Raw genomic sequence first — 18,982 nt, forward strand, 5'->3', positions numbered from 1 at the left:
GAACTTGTGAAGGAATGTCAGCAATATCAATTATGGCTAGCGATCGAGCAAGAAGCACGACAGCAAGCCGAACAAGAACCTATGCTTGCCAGCTTTTATCATGCCACTATTATCAAGCATGAAAATTTAGCTTCAGCATTGAGTTACATCTTAGCCAATAAATTGGCAACACCATCAATGCCTGCGATGGCAGTACGTGAAGTAATAGAAGAAGCTTTCGTTAGTGATAGTAATATCGTTGAAGCAGCGGCTTGTGATATTCGAGCGGTTGTTGAGCGCGATCCCGCGATTGATGCTTATTCTATTCCATTACTTTATCTGAAGGGTTGTCATGCTCTGCAGGGTTATCGTGTTGCTAATTGGTTGTGGAAGCAAGATCGTAAAGCATTAGCGGTCTATTTACAAAATCAAATCTCGGTGGCGTGTCAGGTCGATGTGCATCCTGCGGCAAAGATTGGCTGTGGGATTATGTTTGACCATGCCACAGGAATTGTAATTGGTGAAACAGCCGTCATTGAAGATGAAGTGTCGATCCTACAGGATGTTACCTTAGGTGGTACCGGTAAAGAAAGCGGTGATCGCCACCCTAAGATTCGCCAAGGAGTGATGATAGGTGCCGGTGCTAAAGTGCTGGGTAATATTGAAGTTGGGGTTGGTGCCAAAATTGGTGCGTGTTCCGTGGTATTAGAATCTGTGCCGCCACATACAACTGTGGCTGGTGTGCCTGCAATTATTATCGGTCGACCAAAAACAGCTAAACCGGCGACTGAAATGGATCAGCAGTTTAATGGTAGTGATGATATTTTTAATAATATTGATTAAGGCTACGTATTTTCGAGCAGAATACGAACATTAAAAAAGGCGATCATAAGATCGCCTTTTTGATATTTAGGCATGAATAGTAATGCTAAATAGCGCCACCAAAATCTAATTGACGCCACGCCTCAAAAGCAATAATAGCGACCGCATTGGATAGGTTTAAGCTACGGCTATCGGGTTGCATTGGAATTCGTAACCGTTGCTCTAGAGGTAAGCTCGCAATAAATTCAGCGGGTAAACCACGAGTTTCCGGACCAAATAACAACACATCGCCTTCAGTAAATTCGGCATTAACGTGGTAGTTAGTGGTTTTAGTGGTACAAGCAAAAATACGTCGTCCTGCCATTGCCTCCATAAAAGCATCAAAGTTTTTATGACGAAAAACATGGGTTAGATCATGATAATCTAAACCGGCGCGACGCAATTTTTTTTCTTCTAAATCAAACCCTAGCGGTTCAATTAAATGTAAATTGGCACCACAATTAGCGCTAAGGCGAATAATATTGCCAGTGTTAGGGGCGATTTCAGGTTCATATAACGCAATATCAAACATAGTTATTCTGCTTATTTGGTGCAAAAAGATGGCATATTGTGACAAGCACGACGTCAACAAGCAATCATCTTTATGCTCGAGGTTAAGCTTGATAGTTAACGGGCCAGCGGTAATGTCATGCTGATCCGTAATCCACCTAGTGGGCTCGAGGTCGCTTTGATGCTGCCACTATGCTGACGCAGAGCACTTTCTGTTATTGCAAGCCCTAATCCGGTACCGCCACTGCTACGATCGCGCGCGGTTGATACGCGATAAAATGGTCTGAAAATATCATCAAGCTCATCATTGGGTACGCCTTCGCCATTATCATCAATGGTGATCAGCAATTGCTGCTGTTGCTGAATAAAATTAATTTCAATGACGTCATTACCGTATTTAATCGCATTGCGGATCACGTTCTCTAGTGCGCTGATCAACAAGTTAGGGTTGCCTTTTAGTGGCCAATCCTGGAGGTGGTGATAGGTTAGAGTTTTATGATGTTGCTCGGCTTCAAAGCGGGCATCTTCTAACATTTCATACCACAGGCTATGGCCATCAACGATTTGTTGCTGTTGATGGCTATTGACTTGCATTCGTGACAACTCTAAGAGCTCACTGATCATTTTTTCTAATCGTTCGGCTTCGGTATCAATACGCGATAATTCACTGCTTTGGCCTTGTTTGCGCTGAGCCAGTGCCGTTGCCATTCGTAGCCGCGTTAATGGCGAGCGTAATTCATGTGAAATATCAGATAACAACCGTTGCTGACCACTGATGATATTATTTAAAGCATCAACCATTTGATTAAAACTCGCGCCAGCCTGTTTAAACTCTTGCGGTCCTTGCTCTAAGCTAGGATCTACCGCAAATTCACCGCGAGCTACGCGCTCAGCTGCTTGTTGCAAGCGACGTGCAGGACGGGTTACAGCCCAGGCTAACCACAATAAAAACGGCGTGCTTACCAGCATAGTAAGCAACAATAGTTTAAAGGGCTTATCCATTATTTGAATGAAAAATGGTGGCGCACCTCGCCAAACTTGACCGCTATACATATACAGCGGTTGATGTTTGGTGGTGATCATAAATGGTCCTGCAATCAGCCAGCGACCATAAAGACGTTGTTTGGGCTGATTAGGGTTGTCGGCAATGGTGATGAAATTACGTAGCGCCTTGGTGTGCTTTTGTGGCGCAATAATATCGCCCTCAACGGTGGTGAAATAGAGCTGACTATTATGGTTATCGCGGCGTTTTGTCAGTGTTTTTACGTGGTTGATGAGCCTAGCATAGCTAGGTGAGCGGTGGTTTTCTAGACGTTGATTAACTTGAGAGGCTTGTGATTGTAGTCGTTGCAATTGGTGTTCGGGGATCGGTTGTACTGAGCGAGGATCATATTGAAACATCAGCACCAGAGCGACCACTACCACCAATAATGTGGTCCAAAAAATGGCAAAGATACGTCCATAAAGGTGGGTAAAGCCAGGTACTCTCATTATTGAGCCTCAACCAACAAATAGCCTTTACCACGCAGGGTTTTTATTAGTGGTTTACCATCACTACGTACTGGCAGTTTTTTACGTAAGTTTGAGACATGCATATCAATTGCGCGATCAAATTGGGCTAAGCGTTTGCCAAGCACTTCAAGACTAAGCTCTTCTTTAGCAATAATTTTGCCCGGATGTTGAACAAAATAACTTAATAACGCTAATTCAGTTCCGGTCATTTCAATCGGTTGTTGGTGATACAACACTTCTTGGCGACCAGGGTAAATAGTGAGATCTTGATAAACCAGACACTCGCTATTGTTGGCTTTGGCATCAGTATTGGTTTGAGTGCGTCGCAGTACCGCGCGCATACGAGCCAGTAACTCTCGGTCGCTAAACGGCTTTGGCAAATAGTCGTCAGCACCCAGTTCAAGCCCAAGTACGCGATCTATTTCATCACCTTTGGCAGTCAGCATCATTACTGGTGTGGTGTGTTTTTCGCGTAGACGGCGCAACATTTCAGTACCGTTCATTTTTGGCATCATCACATCCAGTAAGATCAAATCAATACTGGCATCGATTTTTTGTAATCCTTCAATGCCATTATTGGCTTCCTCAACCTCAAATCCCTCGAGCTCAAGAATATCTTTAAGGAGTGCGGTCAGTTCTATATCGTCATCGACTAAGAGAATTTTTGCCATTGTGAAGTCCTACTATGTAATGCGATCAGCCAATTAAAGAGGCATTAGTATCGCTAATCTTTACGTATACGCCAAGTTAAGCTGCAGCAGCTTTACGCTAGTTTACGTTTACTAGACAGCGTTTTACCTTCCACAGGATATGATAACGACTAAGCCATACCGAATGGTAATTTATCAAATACTAATGCTGGAGAAACCACAATGAAATTATTTAATAAAACAATTGTTATCGCGATGGCATTACCATTAGCGCTAGGTTCAATGTCAGCCTTTGCTGGTCAAGATCATCATGATGGTATGAAGAAAGGCCATCATGGCGGTAAGCTTTTTAGTCAGTTAGATCTTACTGCTGCTCAAAAACAACAAATGAAAACTCTGCGTCAAGCTAATCGCAGTGAGTACAAAGCGCAACGAGTTGAAAACCATAAGTTGATGCAAGCTGATCAACAACAACTTGAAAAATTAGTGTTAGCGAGCAATTTTGATGAGTCAGCAGTGCGTGCTGTGGCTGAGAAAATGTCTCAACAGCAGGTTGAACGTCGAGTTGCGATGTTAGAGCAGCGCCATAAAATGCTGAATATTCTAACGCCAGAGCAAAAGCAAAAGTATGTTGAGCTTAAGCAACAGCAAGCAGAAAAACATTTTATGCGTTTAGAAGCGAAACAACATCACTAATTAAGGGTGAGTTAAGTATTTATTAGCCATAGTCTTTACTATGGCTTTTTTTGTTTTTGATATTAAGTTTATTATTTGATGTTTTTTTTAGTTCTTTAGTCATAAATGATATTAGAACAAGGCAGTAATTGTATTTTTATGGTAGGTTTTGTTATTAATTTTTATTATAAAACAGCTATACTGCGTGATATTAATTATCGCCACCATTTCCTCAATCATTAATGTCGCCACCTATTATTAGTTATTATAGGTTTACTCAAAAAATATAAAAATAACCATAATGACCGATTATAAGTATTGGCCGACGGGGAAGTGACGAGCTAGCGTGATATGAATCAACAAACTATTTCATTAAAATTGTAATACTTCTACATAAGTAGGAAAGTTTCAGTTTTCACGAACACAGTATGATCGTCATCGACTGTGATACCGAGTGGGGGAACCTTGGTATATCGTGTTGGATTTGATTTTTCAATTCCCAAAGTCAGAGGGTAACCATGATTAAGAAGATTGGTGTTTTGACCAGTGGTGGTGACGCACCTGGTATGAATGCAGCGGTTCGCGGCGTAGTACGTGCAGCGTTGACTGAAGGTCTAGAAGTTTACGGTATTTATGATGGCTACCAAGGCCTATATAACAACTGTATTAAACAGCTAGATCGTCAAAGTGTATCTGATGTGATCAACAAAGGCGGTACATTCTTAGGTTCGGCGCGTTTTCCTGAATTCCGTGAAGTGGAAGTTCGTGAAAAAGCTATTGAAAACCTAAAATTGCACGGCATTGATGCATTGGTCGTTATTGGTGGTGACGGCTCATACATGGGCGCAAAGAAGCTGACTGAAATGGGTTACCCATGTATCGGTCTTCCTGGTACGATTGATAACGATGTTGCGGGTACTGATTACACTATCGGTTACATGACAGCAATGAACACAGTTATTGATGCGATTGACCGTCTACGTGATACGTCATCTTCTCATCAGCGTATTTCTATTGTTGAAGTTATGGGTCGTCACTGTGGTGATTTAACCCTAATGTCAGCAATTGCAGGCGGCTGTGAGTACATCATCACACCTGAAGTTGGCCTTGATAAAGAGAAGCTAATCACTCATATCAATGAAGGTATCGCGAAAGGTAAAAAACACGCGATTATCGCTATCACTGAATTAATGACAGACGTTAACGCGCTGGCTAAATTTATTGAAGCTGAAACTGGCCGTGAAACGCGTGCAACAGTATTAGGCCATATTCAACGTGGTGGTCAACCGACTGCGTTTGACCGTGTGTTAGCATCACGTATGGGTGCTTATGCGGTTGATCTTCTTCAACAAGGAGAAGGTGGTCGCTGTGTGGGTATTCAGTGTGAAAAACTGGTTCACCACGATATCATCGATGCGATTGAAAATATGCGTCGTCCAGTACGTAACGATTTATATGAATTGGCTGAAAAGCTGTTCTAAAATTACGTTATTAAGATACTGAAATAAGAAGGTCGATAATTTTATCGGCCTTTTTTATGCTGTTTTTAGGGGCTGTTTTAGGAGAGGCTGATATTTGTGGTAATAAAAAGGCCACTCAAAAGTGACCTTAATTTTATCTAATCATCAAGTGTGATTATTTTTTTGCTTCAGCAGCTGCTTTAGCGATAGCTGCAAAGCTTTTCGCGTCAAGTGCTGCACCGCCAACTAGTGCACCATCGATGTCTGGTTGTGCGAAGTAAGCTGCAGCGTTTTCAGGCTTAACAGAACCGCCGTATTGGATAACAACGTTCTTAGCAACTTCTTCAGATTTTTCAGCAATGTGAGCACGGATTTGAGCGTGAATGCGTTGTGCATCTTCAGCTGTTGCCGCTTTACCTGTACCGATAGCCCAGATTGGTTCGTAAGCGATGATAGCACCGTTTAGCGCTTCAACGCCTTGCGTGTTAATTACTGCGTCAAGTTGACGAGCACATACTGCAACAGTTTCACCCGCTTCGTTTTGTGCTTCTGACTCACCGATACAAAGAACTGGCGTTAAACCATTTTCTTTTAGGAAAGCAAATTTTTGAGCAACAAACTCGTCTGATTCGTGGTGGTATTCACGACGCTCAGAGTGACCGATGATGATGTGAGATGCACCAAATTCTTTAAGCATAGCTGGAGACATGTCGCCAGTGTATGCACCGCTGTTGTGTAGATCAGAGTTTTGAGCACCTAGGATGATCGCGCTGCCTGCATCAGTAAGCGTACGCTCAGCAAGGTCAACGAAAAGTGCTGGTGGAGCAACTGCAACGTCTACGCCTGTAACGCCTTCAAGTTCAGCGTTAAGACCGTTTAGTAGATCAACAACCATTTCTTTGCTGCCGTTTAGTTTCCAGTTACCCATAACTACAGGATGGCGCATAGTTTTTCTCCAAATTTAAATGACGTAATTAATTAACTACGTAAAAATATACCAGCCGAAACTGAATTTTTACTGTTCAAAATCATTAATGTGCTTGGTTGTACCCTTTTCGCGACAAAAAGTGAACTACAAATAGAAAAATATTTCAATATATGCAGTTTCTTGTCGATTTTTTGTAACGTTTTGGCGGAATATGCTGCCAAGGGGCGACAGTGATTTTATCATTTGAACGGCAGTATTTTGGCTTGTTGTAGCGGAGAGTGTGATTGTAGAGCTTGGCTAAAACGCTGTAATTGACGTTGCAATTCTTGCTGTAACAGGATGTTGCTATGGAGTGGATTACTAGCGTGATTAATCAGCCGATCGATATGGCTCTGCTGGGCTCGTAAACGGGGTTGCATTGTCGCATTTGCTTGAGTGATCGCTTGGTCAATTAAGCGTTGGCGTAATAATGCAAATTGCTGCGGATCTGTTGCTGCGAGGTGCATCAGTTGGTCAAAATCAGGCAGTGATAGCATTACGCAGATCCTTATTCCATCCCTAGTCTTTAACGATAGTTGATAGGGCAGGATCGCACTGTCTTATTTGTTGGTAATGAGCCTGATGAGTCAGGCTCAGAAAGAAATCAATGGCTAATGCGGTTACCAATAATGTTCCATGGTAATTTGACCTGGGGCCCGTCGAAGATTTTTTGTTAAGCCCTTTGCCTCTAGTACTGCTTTTGTATCACGTACCATTTGTGGATTACCACACAGCATTACCTGGCTATTTTCGGCACTGAGGTATAAGCCGACATGGCGCTCTAATAATCCATCAGCAATCGCTTGTGGAATACGTCCGGTTAAACATAATGGCGCCGGTTCGCGACTGACAAACGGCTGCACAATTAACTGATCACCATATTGCTGCTTGAGCGCACTGATTTCAGCTTGATAACTGAGATCTGCTGCAAAACGTACCGCATGAATAAGAATAATTTTACGGTATCGATGCCAGACGTCTTTTTGGCTTAAAATTGACAGGTAAGGGCCAATGGCGGTACCAGTTGCAAATAGCCATAAATGCTGACTATTGGCAATATCGTCAAGGGTAAAAAAGCCATTTGCTCGCGCTGATATTTGTACTGTGTCGCCTGCTTGTAAAGCGTGTAATCGTGGTGACAATAAACCATCAGCAACTCGAGTGGCATAGATCTCAATATCAGTTTGTTGGGGAGGATTAACAAACGAGTAGGCACGTTGGATCAAGTTATCACCGATCATTATTCCCAGTTTAGTAAATTGTCCCGCTTTAAACGGTTCAATGTTCGCGCGTAGCGATAAACTGAATAAATCTTGGTTCCAGTGACGGTTCGCAATAACTTGTGCGGGGATCCAATCAGCCATAATGGCCTCCTCGTTATTTGGATGTTATTCGATAAGCACAGCGCCTTTGGCCTGTAATAATGTGTTCTTGACGGTGGATAACGGTATTTTTACCTAATAATTGTTGAAAAACAGCCAATTCAGACTGACAAAGAGAAGGGCAGCGCGTGGCGGCAAGGCAAATAGGGCAGTGATTTTCAACTAATAAAAAGCCGTTATCATCGCAAATAAGCTCTGCCATATAACCATCACGTTGACGTAACTCTGTTAGCACGACGAGCTTAGTTTTTAAATCAGGGCAATCAGCAATGGCTGTTTGATAGTGTGCTAGCGTCTGTTGCTCGCGTTTGTTGATGATTGCTTGTAGGCCTTGGGGGCCAAATAAATCATTTACCGCATCCAGTGTTTGTACGGCTAGCTCACCATGGTGATCACTAAAGTGTTGGTGACCTTGAGAAGTCAGTTGCCAATGGCGGGTTGGACGGCCGACTTTGACTTTTACATCATAAGCATCGACTAATCCTTGTTCTTCCATCGTCTGTAAATGTTGACGAATACCCATCGTGGTTAACTGAAATTTATCAGCCAATACTTTTGCGGTAACTGGACCATCACATTTGATGTGATAGAGGATTTTTTCGATAGTTTTCATAATCAGTCATTATTGCTGCTCTTATTATATTATGGGATCAGCTTATTAAATAAAGCAATATCTTTACAATGTAATAGTGCGTTAAAAGTAGGACTTCTTAGGTTTAAGAGTGGTGTCATTGTTGCTAGAAAAAGCGTAACCAGTATGCTGTGACAGTAATAAAAAATGCACCGTAGTGCATTTTTTATGATCAACCTGACCGCTATTATAGGGTGTGTTGTTTAACCGCATCATCCTGACGAGTAAGATCGTAATTGGATGTAATACGACGGAGGGTGCCACATTGACCACTAATAAGTAGGGTTTCAGTGGTTGCAATATTACCTTGGCGTTGAATACCGGCCACCAAATCACCTTTAGTAATACCGGTACCTGCAAAGATAACATCATTGCTACGCGCCATATCTTCAAGACGGAGTAATTTGTGCGGTTCAATACCCATTTCGCTACAGCGACGAATTTCCATCTCACCTAAACGACGATTTTCTTCGTTATCGCCTTTTACATAGTGACGAGGTAATAAGCGGCCTTGCATATCGCCACCGAGGGCACGAATAGCAGCAGCAGAAACAACACCTTCTGGTGCACCACCGATGCAGTACATCACATCGACATCACTTTCAGGCATGCAAGTAAGAATAGAAGCAGCAACATCGCCATCAGGGAAAGCAAATACGCGCACACCCATAGCGTGCATGTCAGTGATTAATTGATCGTGACGAGGCTTAGCAAGAACAGTCACCACTAATTCGGTTAGTGGTTTATTCAGTGCATTGGCAATCGCTGCTAGGTTGTCTGCTAATGGCTTATCAAGATCGATAACCCCTTTTGCTTGTGGGCCAACAACCAATTTTTCCATGTACATATCTGGGGCTTTTAACAGGCTACCTTTTTCGCCAGCTGCCAATACCGCCAGGGCATTGTTTTGTCCCATAGCAGTCATGCGTGTGCCTTCAATCGGATCAACGGCAATATCAACCGCGCAGCCACCACAACCAACATGCTCACCAATATAGAGCATTGGCGCTTCATCGATTTCACCTTCACCAATAACAATTTCGCCATTTATATTAGTGTGATTAAGCAAGGTGCGCATCACTTCTACTGCCGCATTGTCCGCTGCAATTTTATCGCCACGGCCTAACCATTTATGACCAGCAAGGGCTGCGCCTTCGGTAACACGAGCAAATGCTATTGCTAAATCGCCTTTCATGATAACTCCAGATATAGAAATTGGTGGGTGCAAAGGTTTAAAAATTCAGCGTAAATTCTAGCATAATTGATTTATTAACACGGTGGGAAATTAGATTGTAGACCCTAGCGGTTGATGATCTAACGCAACACAATCAGCATTATGTGGTAGCAACAAAATAAAAAGGCCTGCTAGAGTGAGCAGGCCTGTAAACAGATTAGTGATGATTATGCGTCATCATCTTCATCTTCTTCGTCAAATGCCCAACCTTTGGCGCACTCAACAGCACGTTGCCAGCCACGGTAACGGCGATTACGTTTTTTATCATCACTGCATGGAGTGAAGCTACGATCTAATTGTGATTTATGTTTAAGCTCATCAATGCTGTCCCAAAACCCAATCGCGAGTCCGGCTAAATAAGCCGCGCCAAGTGCGGTCACTTCAGTAACGACAGGGCGATGGACTTCAGTTGCTAAGATATCTGATTGAAATTGCATTAAGAAGTTATTGGCAACCGCGCCGCCATCAACACGTAATACATCGAGTTTAATTCCTGAATCTGCTTGCATTGCATCAAGTACATCACGAGTTTGATAAGCAACACTTTCAAGTGTGGCGCGAATAATATGATTAGAGTTAACACCGCGAGTCAAACCAACAATTGCGCCACGTGCATACGGGTCCCAATAAGGTGCGCCTAAACCGGTAAAGGCAGGTACGACATAGACACCATTAGCACTGCCGACTTTTTCAGCAAAATATTCTGAATCATTGGCATCGCTGAGTAATTTAACTTCATCTCGCAGCCATTGAATCGATGCGCCACCCATAAATACCGCGCCTTCAAGGGCGTAAGCAACATCACCTTTAGGGCCACAAGCAAGGGTAGTTAACAAGCCATTGTGTGAAGTGACTTTTTCTTTACCAGTGTTCATTAGTAAGAAACAACCGGTGCCATAGGTGTTTTTCGCTTGTCCTGCAGAGACACACATTTGACCAAATAAGGCCGCTTGTTGATCGCCTGCAATACCAGCAATCGGAATACGAGTACCGCCTTTACCACCAATGTTGGTTTGGCCGTAGACTTCTGAAGACGCTTTGACCTCAGGCATCATTGATAATGGAATATTGAGGGCTGAAAGTAACTTTTCATCCCACTGCAAGGTGTTGATATTAAATAGCATGGTGCGAGAGGCGTTAGTGTAATCAGTGACAAATACACGGCCTTGGGTCATTTTCCAAATCAGCCATGTATCAACGGTGCCAAATAATAACTCGCCAGCTTCTGCTTGCTCGCGTGCTCCTTCGACATTATCAAGGATCCATTTAACTTTGGTGCCAGAGAAGTACGGGTCAACCACTAAGCCTGTGGTTTCACGAATATAATCAGTTAAGCCTTGCTGTTTTAACTCTTCACACATATCAGCAGTACGACGACACTGCCATACAATCGCATTATAAACCGGCTTACCGGTTTTTTTGTTCCACACAATGGTGGTTTCACGTTGGTTAGTAATACCAATCGCAGCGACTTGATCACTGCGAATGCCCGCTTTGGCTAATGCTTCCACCATGGTGGAGCTTTGGGTTGCGTAAATTTCTAGAGGATCATGCTCAACCCAGCCTGCTTTAGGGTAGATTTGAGTAAATTCGCGTTGTGACGAACAAACGATATTGGCATTGTGGTCAAGTACCACTGCGCGCGAGCTGGTGGTGCCTTGATCTAGCGCGACAATATATTTTCGTTCAGTAGTCATGATCAATTCCTCGGTATCTTTATTATAGTAGAGTAGATTGTGGCTAAGGACGGAATAATTGCAGACTCCTTAGCCTGTTGTTGGATAAAATATTACGCTTCAGCTTTGAGTGTATCCGTCGTATTTTCACACTTATTGGGGAGGGTACATTTATTGCCAGGCAAGTAAACTCCCATCAACTTAGGGTAGGCCCAACCACCAAACAGTGCGCCACAAATAGGGGCGAATATTGGTACGATAAAGTAAGGAATATCTTTAGCACCCGTTAAAGCGACATTGTCCCAACCCGCAAAGAAGGTCAGTAGCTTAGGGCCAAAATCACGCGCAGGATTCATTGCAAAGCCGGTTAGCGGTCCTAGTGAGCCGCCAATTACCGCAATTAATAAACCAATTAATAATGGTCCCATAGCGCCACGGGGTGCACCATTTTTATCATCACCAATGGCTAAAATGGCAAACATTAAGACCGCAGTAATGGTGAATTCAACCGCAAATGCACCGCCAAAGCTCAAAGAAGGGTGAGGAAAGGTTGAAAAAATAGAAGCGGTATCAAGGCTAGCGACAGTGCCTCGAACAATATTATGGCTGGTTTCATAATCAGAAAAAAGGTTGCTGTATAGGGTATAAACTAAAGCAGCCGCGGCAAACGCACCTAATAATTGCGCCAGAATATAGGGCACAACCTTACGTTTATTAAAACCATGAAAACTGGCAAGTGCAATGGTTACCGCAGGATTTAAATGCGCGCCTGACACGCCAGCGGTGACATAAATAGCAATGGCAACACCTAGCCCCCACATGATACTTATTTCCCATTGACCAAAATCTGCGCCGGCTAATTTCATTGCCGCGACACAGCCAACACCAAAAAATATCAGTAGCCCAGTACCGATAAATTCCGCTAAACATTCTCCGACGAGCGCATTAGGTTTGGAACTTGTCATATTGTCAGTCCTTTTAATGGGGATGTAGGGTATTTGGTTATTTTTATGCTGGGTAATTTACAATAATTCTTTTTTTTTTAAATCATAACGGCTTATAAATGTGCGTTCGAGCATAAAATGTTTTCTAATTTGAGCGTTTGGTGGCTTTTTATTGTCATATCGGCAGGGTGAGATCATGGATCGCGGCATTATTGATACGTCAGTAGGGGTAAGAGTTGTGGTTGTGGTGGAATATAAAATTGTGGCGCTAAATTATCATGGTAATGTGGTACAGAATTTGAGAAAGTTCGCAGATATCACATTATTGTCGACGAATGTAAAGCGTAATTAAGTGATGTAAATAAGCTTAAGCTGACTGAATTTTGCTGTTTGTAATCGCTAAATTGGTGCCATGTTAACTAACTTTGCAAAATTTACATCAGACTTGTATGATTTTTATTCATTTGCGTCAATGCAATGGAAATGTAGATGTCAGCGAGCCATTGCCTCGCTAGAATAGCAGCTAAGTATATATAACCCTGCTCATAGAGATTACCTGCAATTGTTTGGGTAAATATATGGGCATAGATCAGGTGAACAATATGTCTCTAGAAATGTTGGAAAAATTGGAAGCCAAAGTTCAAATGGCTGTGGATTCAATTTCTTTGCTACAAATGGAAATTGATGAATTACAAGAAAAAAATGATAGCCTAGCTATGGAAGCACAAGAACTACGTTCTGGTCGTGAGAGTCTTGTTCAAGAGAACGAAAAGCTACGTGGCGAGCATAACGTATGGCAAGATCGTGTACGTACACTACTAGGTAAAATGGAAAGCGTAGAATAAGCTTATCCTTAGTTTAATACGATTATCGGCTCGGTATATCATCCTTTAAAAGGAAATATACCGAGCCGATTTTTTATCTGTTGGTGGTGTCTTTTGTGCCCGATTAATCGAGCTCTAAGGCTTCAGGAGATAAAATTACGCCAGTATTATCCGCATAAATATAATCTTCTGGTAAAAATGTCACGCCACCAAAATTAACTGCGACATCAACTTCACCTATCGGTTGTTGGTCGGCTCCCACAGGAATGGCCGCTAATGCCTGAATACCAATATCAAGCAGATCGAGCTCATCAACATGGCGTACACAGCCATAGATAATTATCCCTTCCCACTGATTTTCCACTGCCAATTGTGCCAAATCGATATCGACTAAGGCACGACGTAATGAGCCACCACCATCGATTAATAGTATTCGTCCAGCCCCTGCTTGAGCCAGCACATCATGAATAACGCCATTATATTCAAAACATTTTACCGTGGTTATTTGGCCACTAAATGAATTTCGACCACCGTAAGAGCTGAACATAGGTTCAACCACATCAACTTGATCGAGATAAATATCACACAGTTCAGAGGTATTATATTCCATAGATTAGCTTCTTATCGGTAGTAAAAAACAACAGTGAGTGGGGTCGTTATTATTTTGGTCTGCACTTAGGCCATTAGGCCAGTATCATTCCAATCGCAAACAACAGATTGGTGATTAAGGCACATTTAACGATAGTTGCCATCATCGGTCTTAGTGCGGCACCATCAGTTGAGTTATACACTTGGCGACCATGGTTAATCAGCAGCGGTAAACTGAGAATAAATAACCATCCAAACAGGGATTTAACTTCAAGTAATGCAAACAAACTAAAACACACCACACTCGCGCTAAGTAAAACAAGGTGATATTTACGTCCCCATTGTGGACCCATACGTACCACTAATGTTTGCTTACCACATGCCTTATCATTATCAATGTCGCGTAAGTTATTGATATTAAGAACGCCAACAGCTAATAAGCCACATGCTGTTGCTGGCAGCATGATCAATGCATCAATTTGTCCAGCTTGTAAGTAATAGGTACCTGCAACGCCTAACCATCCGAAAAAGATCAGTACCGAGAGGTCGCCAAGACCACGATAACCATAAGGTTTATTACCGACGGTATAGGCAATTGAAGCGGCAATCGCCAACAATCCTAGTACTAAAAATCCGACGATATCATGGGGGTTTTTACATGAGATTAAGATTAATGTTAAACCGCTAATAGCCGTGAGAATAATATTAATGATCATTGCTTTACGCATGGTTGCTGCAGTAACTAACCCCGATTGCATTGCCCGTTGGGGACCTAAGCGGTCATCATTATCAGTGCCTTTAACGGCATCACCATAATCATTGGCAAGGTTAGATAATATTTGCAATAAAAGGGCAGTTAATAGAGCCAGTGCTGCAATGGTTGCTGAAAAGGTGCCATGCCATTCAGCGACCGCGCTACCACATAAAATGGATGCAATGGCGAGGGGTAAGGTTTTTGGTCTTGCGGCATCTAACCAAATTGTCAGTGAAGAAGGTGGGTTCATAAATTAGATACTTAAAGTGAATATTGAAAGCTATTATGGCGTAAATTTGGTCATGCGCAAATTTATCCCATCAATGCACGTTATAGAATAAAAAAAAACGGTGCGATATAACGCACCGTTTTAAAGGGGTAATAATGGCGTAAGGTGTGATTATAGAATGAAGCGGCTTAGATCTTCATCGGCTACAAACTCACCTAGACGCGCTTGTACATAAGCATCATCTATCAAGAATTTCTCGCCAGATTTTTCGCTAGCATCATAAGAAATTTCTTCCATTAAGCGTTCCATAACAGTGTGTAAACGGCGAGCACCAATGTTTTCTGTACGCTCATTTACCTGCCATGCTGCTTCTGCCAAGCTATCAACACCTGCTGGGCTAAATTCGATATCAACCGATTCTGTTGCCATTAATGCCACGTATTGTTGAGTCAGTGATGCTTTTGGCTCAGTAAGAATACGTTTAAAGTCATGGCTCGTCAGTGCTTCTAGTTCAACACGGATTGGCAAACGACCTTGTAGTTCTGGAATTAAATCTGATGGTTTAGCAACTTGGAATGCACCTGATGCCACGAACAGAATGTGGTCTGTTTTAACCATACCGTGTTTAGTTGAAACTGTGCTGCCTTCTACTAATGGTAGTAGGTCGCGCTGCACACCTTCACGCGAAACGTCTGGACCTGATGATTCGCCACGCTTACAGATTTTATCGATCTCATCAATAAACACGATACCATTATTTTCAACGGCGAAAATCGCTTGTTCTTTTAATTCTTCTTGGTTTACCAGTTTAGCCGCTTCTTCTTCAGTTGCCGCTTTTAACGCATCTTTGATTTTCATTTTGCGTTTTTTACTGGTGTTGCCAGCAAGATTTTGGAACATACCTTGCAACTGGTTGGTCATTTCTTCCATACCAGGAGGTGCCATGATTTCAACGCCCATTTGTGGGGCTGCGACATCAATTTCGATTTCTTTATCATCAAGTTTGCCTTCACGTAATTTCTTACGGAAAGATTGACGAGTGGTGGATTCCGTCGGTGCTTCTTCGTTTTGTCCCCACGCGTCACGAGCAGGCGGCAATAGCACATCAAGAATACGCTCTTCTGCTAACTCTTCAGCGTGAAAACGGACTTTTTCTGTTGCTTGTTGATGTACCATTTTGACAGCAACATCGGTAAGATCGCGAATAATCGTTTCGACTTCTTTACCCACATAACCCACTTCAGTGAATTTAGTCGCTTCAACTTTAATGAATGGTGCATTAGCTAACTTTGCTAAACGACGGGCGATTTCAGTTTTACCAACACCCGTTGGACCAATCATAAGAATATTTTTAGGGGTAACTTCTACTCGCAGCTCTTCAGGAAGCTGCATACGACGCCAGCGGTTACGCAGTGCTATCGCAACGGCTCGCTTGGCTTTGTCTTGGCCGATAATATGGCGGTCAAGCTCATGAACGATTTCGCGAGGAGTCATCTCAGACATTGCAACTTCCTTACTTAGACTTAGTTTCTAGTTCTTCAATAGTGTGATTGTGGTTGGTAAACACACAAATATCACCAGCAATATTTAGCGCTTTTTCTGCAATTTCACGGGCGCTAAGATCGGTATTTTCTAATAGGGCAATTGCCGCAGCTTGAGCGAAATTACCGCCAGAGCCAATGGCAACTAAATCATGCTCTGGTTGAACAACATCACCATTACCAGTGATGATTAATGAACCGGTTTCATCAGCAACAACTAATAGTGCTTCTAGTTTACGTAGCGCGCGATCGGTACGCCAATCTTTGGCTAATTCAACCGCAGATTTTAATAAGTGACCTTGATGCATTTCTAACTTGCGCTCGAAACGTTCAAATAAAGTAAAAGCATCAGCGGTGCCGCCAGCAAAACCAGCGAGTACTTTATCATTATAGAGGCGACGAACTTTGCGAGCGTTGCCTTTCATTACGGTATTGCCAAGTGACACTTGACCATCACCTGCAATTACGACTTTATCGTTACGACGAACAGATACAATAGTTGTCACGTTAAACCCTCTTTGATTCAGCTCCGACGATTAGCCGGCATCGTTAATGATAATAGATCTGGGGATAGTAAAGTTGGTTTTCAAGGTGTGGGTGACAATTGCTTGGATGGTGAGCTATCAAGGAATAAAAAAAGGATGCAGTTAAGCATCCTTAGTTTTTGTTATTATTGGCTAAGTGTTATTCCCAAAACCAAATGGCACATGGGCTAATACCATGTTGCTGTAATTTGTTCTGATCATCCATCGCTAAACGCTTATTTTTATAAGGCCCAAGCACAACTCGGTACCAAGTGCCTTTATCGTTGGTTGATACTTTGATCTGACTGTTCATGCCTTGAAACGCAATGGTTGCTTTACGTTGTTCAGCCTGTGCTTGGCTATGGTAAGCACCGCATTGTAATAAGTAAGGCTTGGTTGGTTTATCTTTAGCAATGACTTGTTTAGGCGTTAATACCGGCACAATGACTTTTTTATTTTCCAACTCTTGAATATAACGCCATTTTTCTTCTGGTTTTGGCGGTAGCACGTCGGGCTTGGTTTTTGCTGGTTGCGGTTTTGCAATAACGGCAGCAGGAGTCGGTGGTGTCGTTTCAGGCACATCTGTACCTGAAAGGAAAAATAGGCCCGCGATCAGACTACAGACTAACATTACAGCCAGTGCTGCCCATTTAGTAGGAAAGCCCGATATTGGTGCTTTTTTCCCCTTCGGGGTGGCTTTTGCCTTTATTGGCGCTTTTTTGGGGGAGCGCCCGCGTTTTACATAATCTTTAGTGGCCACAATTTCGACAAATTAGTTGGAAAGATAGACAGAAGGCTATGTTACAAAGTTGGATTGATCCTGACCAGTTATTATCGCGGTTTGTTGATAATTAACCCCATATAATGACAAAGATGATCAATTTCATGATCTTGGTACTGTCATCGCTTACATATGGGGCTTAATCCATTAGCGAGTTGGTGGCGCAGCACTTTCACGAATGACCAGTTTTGCATCCAGTAACCGTGATCCTGCCTGAACATCTTTGCCTTTTAGTAACTCAAGTAGCATTAACATCGCCTGACGACCGATTTCATAACGTGGTTGTGAAACCGTGGTTAATGGTGGATCGCAATACTCTGCAAATTGAATATCATCAAACCCGACAATAGAAATATCGTACGGCACACGTAATCCAAGCCGTTTGGCTTGTTGCATCGCGCCAATTGCCATTACATCGGAGTGACAAAACAATGCTGTTGGTGGCTCAGGTAGCGCAAGTAGGGCCGTAATTGCACGAGCACCTGCTGCAAAACTAAAATCACCTTTAATGGTGTAGGCTGGATTGAGCGTGATCCCTGCGCGGCGTAATGCTTGCTGGTAACCTTGCTGACGGAATTGCGAGAGGGCAGCTTTATCAGGGCCAGTAATTTGTGCTATGCGTTTATGCCCCATTTGGGTGAGGTAATTTACCGCATCAAAAGCTGCCGTCAGGTTATCAATATGTACCGTTGGTAACTCAAGTTCTGGTGCATATTCACATGCCATCACTAATGGTGGCAGGTTTTTTTGTTCCGGCTTACTGACATCAAATGGCAAGTTATTACCTAATAACAACATGCCATCAGCTTGCTTAGTAAACACTAAATTAGCGAATGAGTTTTCACGACGTTGTTGTTGACCGCTATCACCCAGTAACACTAAATAGCCATTTTCCATTGCTGCTTCTTCAATTCCACGAATAATTTCAGTGAAATAAGGATCACAGATGTCCGGCACAATGGTCACGATAGTTTTCGATTCATTGCGGCGTAGGTTACGTGCCAGTGAGTTGGGTGAATATCCAGCTTCCATTACGGCTTGTTCAACCTTTTTCCTGGTTGATGCCGATACTTTTTCCGGGTTCATCAATGCGCGTGAAACTGTCGCAGTTGATACTCCGGCTAGCTGGGCAACGTCCTTCATTGTCGCCATAGTGCTTTCCTCTTTTGCTATATCTCTCTAGTGTACAGCTGGTTATCTGCGACAAAAATACTCAGATAGGCTTTCCAGCTAATTCGTAACCGACTGAAAAAAGTCAAT

At 42.8% G+C, this 18,982-nt stretch carries 21 protein-coding genes; 5 read left to right on the forward strand and 16 right to left on the reverse strand.

Annotated features, from left to right (window positions below; translation table 11 throughout):
• Positions 1–6: 6 nt before the first annotated feature.
• Positions 7–822, forward strand: coding sequence for a serine O-acetyltransferase (gene cysE / locus G6R09_RS14120; protein WP_065169356.1), 816 nt, complete (start codon positions 7–9; stop codon positions 820–822).
• A gap of 85 nt (positions 823–907) precedes the next feature.
• Here cysE and G6R09_RS14125 read toward each other — a convergent pair whose 3' ends face one another.
• From G6R09_RS14125 to G6R09_RS14135, 3 genes are all read right to left on the reverse strand, one after another.
• Positions 908–1,372: a tRNA (cytidine(34)-2'-O)-methyltransferase gene (locus G6R09_RS14125; RefSeq protein ID WP_065169289.1), complete on the reverse strand. Its 465-nt coding sequence runs from the start codon at positions 1,370–1,372 to the stop codon at positions 908–910.
• A 95-nt stretch (positions 1,373–1,467) separates the two neighbouring features.
• Positions 1,468–2,841 (reverse strand): envelope stress sensor histidine kinase CpxA, encoded by a 1,374-nt coding sequence (cpxA, locus tag G6R09_RS14130; protein WP_065169290.1) that lies wholly within the window; start codon positions 2,839–2,841, stop codon positions 1,468–1,470.
• On the reverse strand, positions 2,841–3,533 hold the full coding sequence (locus G6R09_RS14135; RefSeq protein ID WP_065169291.1) for a response regulator: 693 nt from the start codon (positions 3,531–3,533) through the stop codon (positions 2,841–2,843). The genes cpxA and G6R09_RS14135 overlap by 1 nt, the downstream gene beginning before the upstream one ends.
• A 201-nt stretch (positions 3,534–3,734) precedes the next feature.
• On the opposite strand from G6R09_RS14135, the gene G6R09_RS14140 reads away from it, so the two are divergent.
• The gene (locus tag G6R09_RS14140) at positions 3,735–4,208 is read left to right on the forward strand and encodes a CpxP family protein (RefSeq protein WP_163923165.1); all 474 of its coding nucleotides are present in this window, start codon (positions 3,735–3,737) and stop codon (positions 4,206–4,208) included.
• A gap of 497 nt (positions 4,209–4,705) precedes the next feature.
• Positions 4,706–5,668 (forward strand): 6-phosphofructokinase, encoded by a 963-nt coding sequence (gene pfkA / locus G6R09_RS14145; protein ID WP_065169293.1) that lies wholly within the window; start codon positions 4,706–4,708, stop codon positions 5,666–5,668.
• Positions 5,669–5,822: 154 nt separating this feature from the next.
• Here pfkA and tpiA read toward each other — a convergent pair whose 3' ends face one another.
• The 7 genes from tpiA to G6R09_RS14180 form a co-directional block, all read right to left on the reverse strand.
• Positions 5,823–6,593: a triose-phosphate isomerase gene (gene tpiA / locus G6R09_RS14150; RefSeq protein WP_065169294.1), complete on the reverse strand. Its 771-nt coding sequence runs from the start codon at positions 6,591–6,593 to the stop codon at positions 5,823–5,825.
• Positions 6,594–6,814: 221 nt separating this feature from the next.
• On the reverse strand, positions 6,815–7,111 hold the full coding sequence (locus G6R09_RS14155) for a DUF3135 domain-containing protein (protein ID WP_065169295.1): 297 nt from the start codon (positions 7,109–7,111) through the stop codon (positions 6,815–6,817).
• Between the two features lie 123 nt (positions 7,112–7,234).
• Positions 7,235–7,978 carry a ferredoxin--NADP reductase gene (locus G6R09_RS14160; RefSeq protein ID WP_065169296.1) on the reverse strand — a complete coding sequence of 248 codons (744 nt, stop codon included), beginning with the start codon at positions 7,976–7,978 and terminating at the stop codon, positions 7,235–7,237.
• A gap of 13 nt (positions 7,979–7,991) precedes the next feature.
• The gene (locus tag G6R09_RS14165; RefSeq protein WP_065169297.1) at positions 7,992–8,609 is read right to left on the reverse strand and encodes a metalloregulator ArsR/SmtB family transcription factor; all 618 of its coding nucleotides are present in this window, start codon (positions 8,607–8,609) and stop codon (positions 7,992–7,994) included.
• Between the two features lie 205 nt (positions 8,610–8,814).
• Complete coding sequence (glpX, locus tag G6R09_RS14170) at positions 8,815–9,822, reverse strand: class II fructose-bisphosphatase (protein ID WP_065169298.1); 1,008 nt, start codon at positions 9,820–9,822, stop codon at positions 8,815–8,817.
• A 206-nt stretch (positions 9,823–10,028) separates the two neighbouring features.
• Positions 10,029–11,558: a glycerol kinase GlpK gene (glpK, locus tag G6R09_RS14175; protein ID WP_065169299.1), complete on the reverse strand. Its 1,530-nt coding sequence runs from the start codon at positions 11,556–11,558 to the stop codon at positions 10,029–10,031.
• 92 nt (positions 11,559–11,650) lie between these two features.
• Positions 11,651–12,502, reverse strand: coding sequence for an MIP/aquaporin family protein (locus G6R09_RS14180; protein WP_065169300.1), 852 nt, complete (start codon positions 12,500–12,502; stop codon positions 11,651–11,653).
• A gap of 175 nt (positions 12,503–12,677) precedes the next feature.
• On the opposite strand from G6R09_RS14180, the gene G6R09_RS14185 reads away from it, so the two are divergent.
• On the forward strand, positions 12,678–12,833 hold the full coding sequence (locus G6R09_RS14185; protein ID WP_156673570.1) for a hypothetical protein: 156 nt from the start codon (positions 12,678–12,680) through the stop codon (positions 12,831–12,833).
• 250 nt (positions 12,834–13,083) lie between these two features.
• Positions 13,084–13,326: a cell division protein ZapB gene (gene zapB / locus G6R09_RS14190; protein WP_065169301.1), complete on the forward strand. Its 243-nt coding sequence runs from the start codon at positions 13,084–13,086 to the stop codon at positions 13,324–13,326.
• Positions 13,327–13,429: 103 nt separating this feature from the next.
• On the opposite strand, the gene rraA is transcribed toward zapB, so the two are convergent.
• The 6 genes from rraA to cytR all read right to left on the reverse strand — a co-directional run bounded on the left by rraA (position 13,430) and on the right by cytR (position 18,895).
• Complete coding sequence (gene rraA / locus G6R09_RS14195) at positions 13,430–13,915, reverse strand: ribonuclease E activity regulator RraA (protein ID WP_065169302.1); 486 nt, start codon at positions 13,913–13,915, stop codon at positions 13,430–13,432.
• 73 nt (positions 13,916–13,988) lie between these two features.
• Positions 13,989–14,897 (reverse strand): 1,4-dihydroxy-2-naphthoate polyprenyltransferase, encoded by a 909-nt coding sequence (locus G6R09_RS14200; protein ID WP_065169303.1) that lies wholly within the window; start codon positions 14,895–14,897, stop codon positions 13,989–13,991.
• A 150-nt stretch (positions 14,898–15,047) separates the two neighbouring features.
• The gene (hslU, locus tag G6R09_RS14205) at positions 15,048–16,379 is read right to left on the reverse strand and encodes an HslU--HslV peptidase ATPase subunit (RefSeq protein ID WP_065169304.1); all 1,332 of its coding nucleotides are present in this window, start codon (positions 16,377–16,379) and stop codon (positions 15,048–15,050) included.
• A 10-nt stretch (positions 16,380–16,389) separates the two neighbouring features.
• On the reverse strand, positions 16,390–16,923 hold the full coding sequence (gene hslV, locus G6R09_RS14210) for an ATP-dependent protease subunit HslV (protein ID WP_045028916.1): 534 nt from the start codon (positions 16,921–16,923) through the stop codon (positions 16,390–16,392).
• A gap of 178 nt (positions 16,924–17,101) precedes the next feature.
• Positions 17,102–17,701: an SPOR domain-containing protein gene (locus G6R09_RS14215; RefSeq protein WP_065169305.1), complete on the reverse strand. Its 600-nt coding sequence runs from the start codon at positions 17,699–17,701 to the stop codon at positions 17,102–17,104.
• A 168-nt stretch (positions 17,702–17,869) separates the two neighbouring features.
• Complete coding sequence (cytR, locus tag G6R09_RS14220; protein WP_255454574.1) at positions 17,870–18,895, reverse strand: DNA-binding transcriptional regulator CytR; 1,026 nt, start codon at positions 18,893–18,895, stop codon at positions 17,870–17,872.
• Positions 18,896–18,982 lie beyond the last annotated feature (87 nt).

The organism is Photobacterium sp. Alg240-V54 (assembly GCF_900537155.1).
In the GTDB taxonomy this organism is placed as follows: Bacteria; Pseudomonadota; Gammaproteobacteria; order Enterobacterales; family Vibrionaceae; genus Photobacterium.

Coding starts and splice junctions, on each gene's coding strand:
- G6R09_RS14125 (WP_065169289.1), bottom strand. CDS start 1,372: ATGTTTGATATTGCGTTATATGAACCTGAAATCGCCCCTAACACTGGC.
- cpxA (WP_065169290.1), bottom strand. CDS start 2,841: ATGAGAGTACCTGGCTTTACCCACCTTTATGGACGTATCTTTGCCATT.
- G6R09_RS14135 (WP_065169291.1), bottom strand. CDS start 3,533: ATGGCAAAAATTCTCTTAGTCGATGACGATATAGAACTGACCGCACTC.
- G6R09_RS14140 (WP_163923165.1), top strand. CDS start 3,735: ATGAAATTATTTAATAAAACAATTGTTATCGCGATGGCATTACCATTA.
- pfkA (WP_065169293.1), top strand. CDS start 4,706: ATGATTAAGAAGATTGGTGTTTTGACCAGTGGTGGTGACGCACCTGGT.
- tpiA (WP_065169294.1), bottom strand. CDS start 6,593: ATGCGCCATCCTGTAGTTATGGGTAACTGGAAACTAAACGGCAGCAAA.
- G6R09_RS14155 (WP_065169295.1), bottom strand. CDS start 7,111: ATGCTATCACTGCCTGATTTTGACCAACTGATGCACCTCGCAGCAACA.
- G6R09_RS14160 (WP_065169296.1), bottom strand. CDS start 7,978: ATGGCTGATTGGATCCCCGCACAAGTTATTGCGAACCGTCACTGGAAC.
- G6R09_RS14165 (WP_065169297.1), bottom strand. CDS start 8,609: ATGAAAACTATCGAAAAAATCCTCTATCACATCAAATGTGATGGTCCA.
- glpX (WP_065169298.1), bottom strand. CDS start 9,822: ATGAAAGGCGATTTAGCAATAGCATTTGCTCGTGTTACCGAAGGCGCA.
- glpK (WP_065169299.1), bottom strand. CDS start 11,558: ATGACTACTGAACGAAAATATATTGTCGCGCTAGATCAAGGCACCACC.
- G6R09_RS14180 (WP_065169300.1), bottom strand. CDS start 12,502: ATGACAAGTTCCAAACCTAATGCGCTCGTCGGAGAATGTTTAGCGGAA.
- G6R09_RS14185 (WP_156673570.1), top strand. CDS start 12,678: ATGGATCGCGGCATTATTGATACGTCAGTAGGGGTAAGAGTTGTGGTT.
- zapB (WP_065169301.1), top strand. CDS start 13,084: ATGTCTCTAGAAATGTTGGAAAAATTGGAAGCCAAAGTTCAAATGGCT.
- rraA (WP_065169302.1), bottom strand. CDS start 13,915: ATGGAATATAATACCTCTGAACTGTGTGATATTTATCTCGATCAAGTT.
- G6R09_RS14200 (WP_065169303.1), bottom strand. CDS start 14,897: ATGAACCCACCTTCTTCACTGACAATTTGGTTAGATGCCGCAAGACCA.
- hslU (WP_065169304.1), bottom strand. CDS start 16,379: ATGTCTGAGATGACTCCTCGCGAAATCGTTCATGAGCTTGACCGCCAT.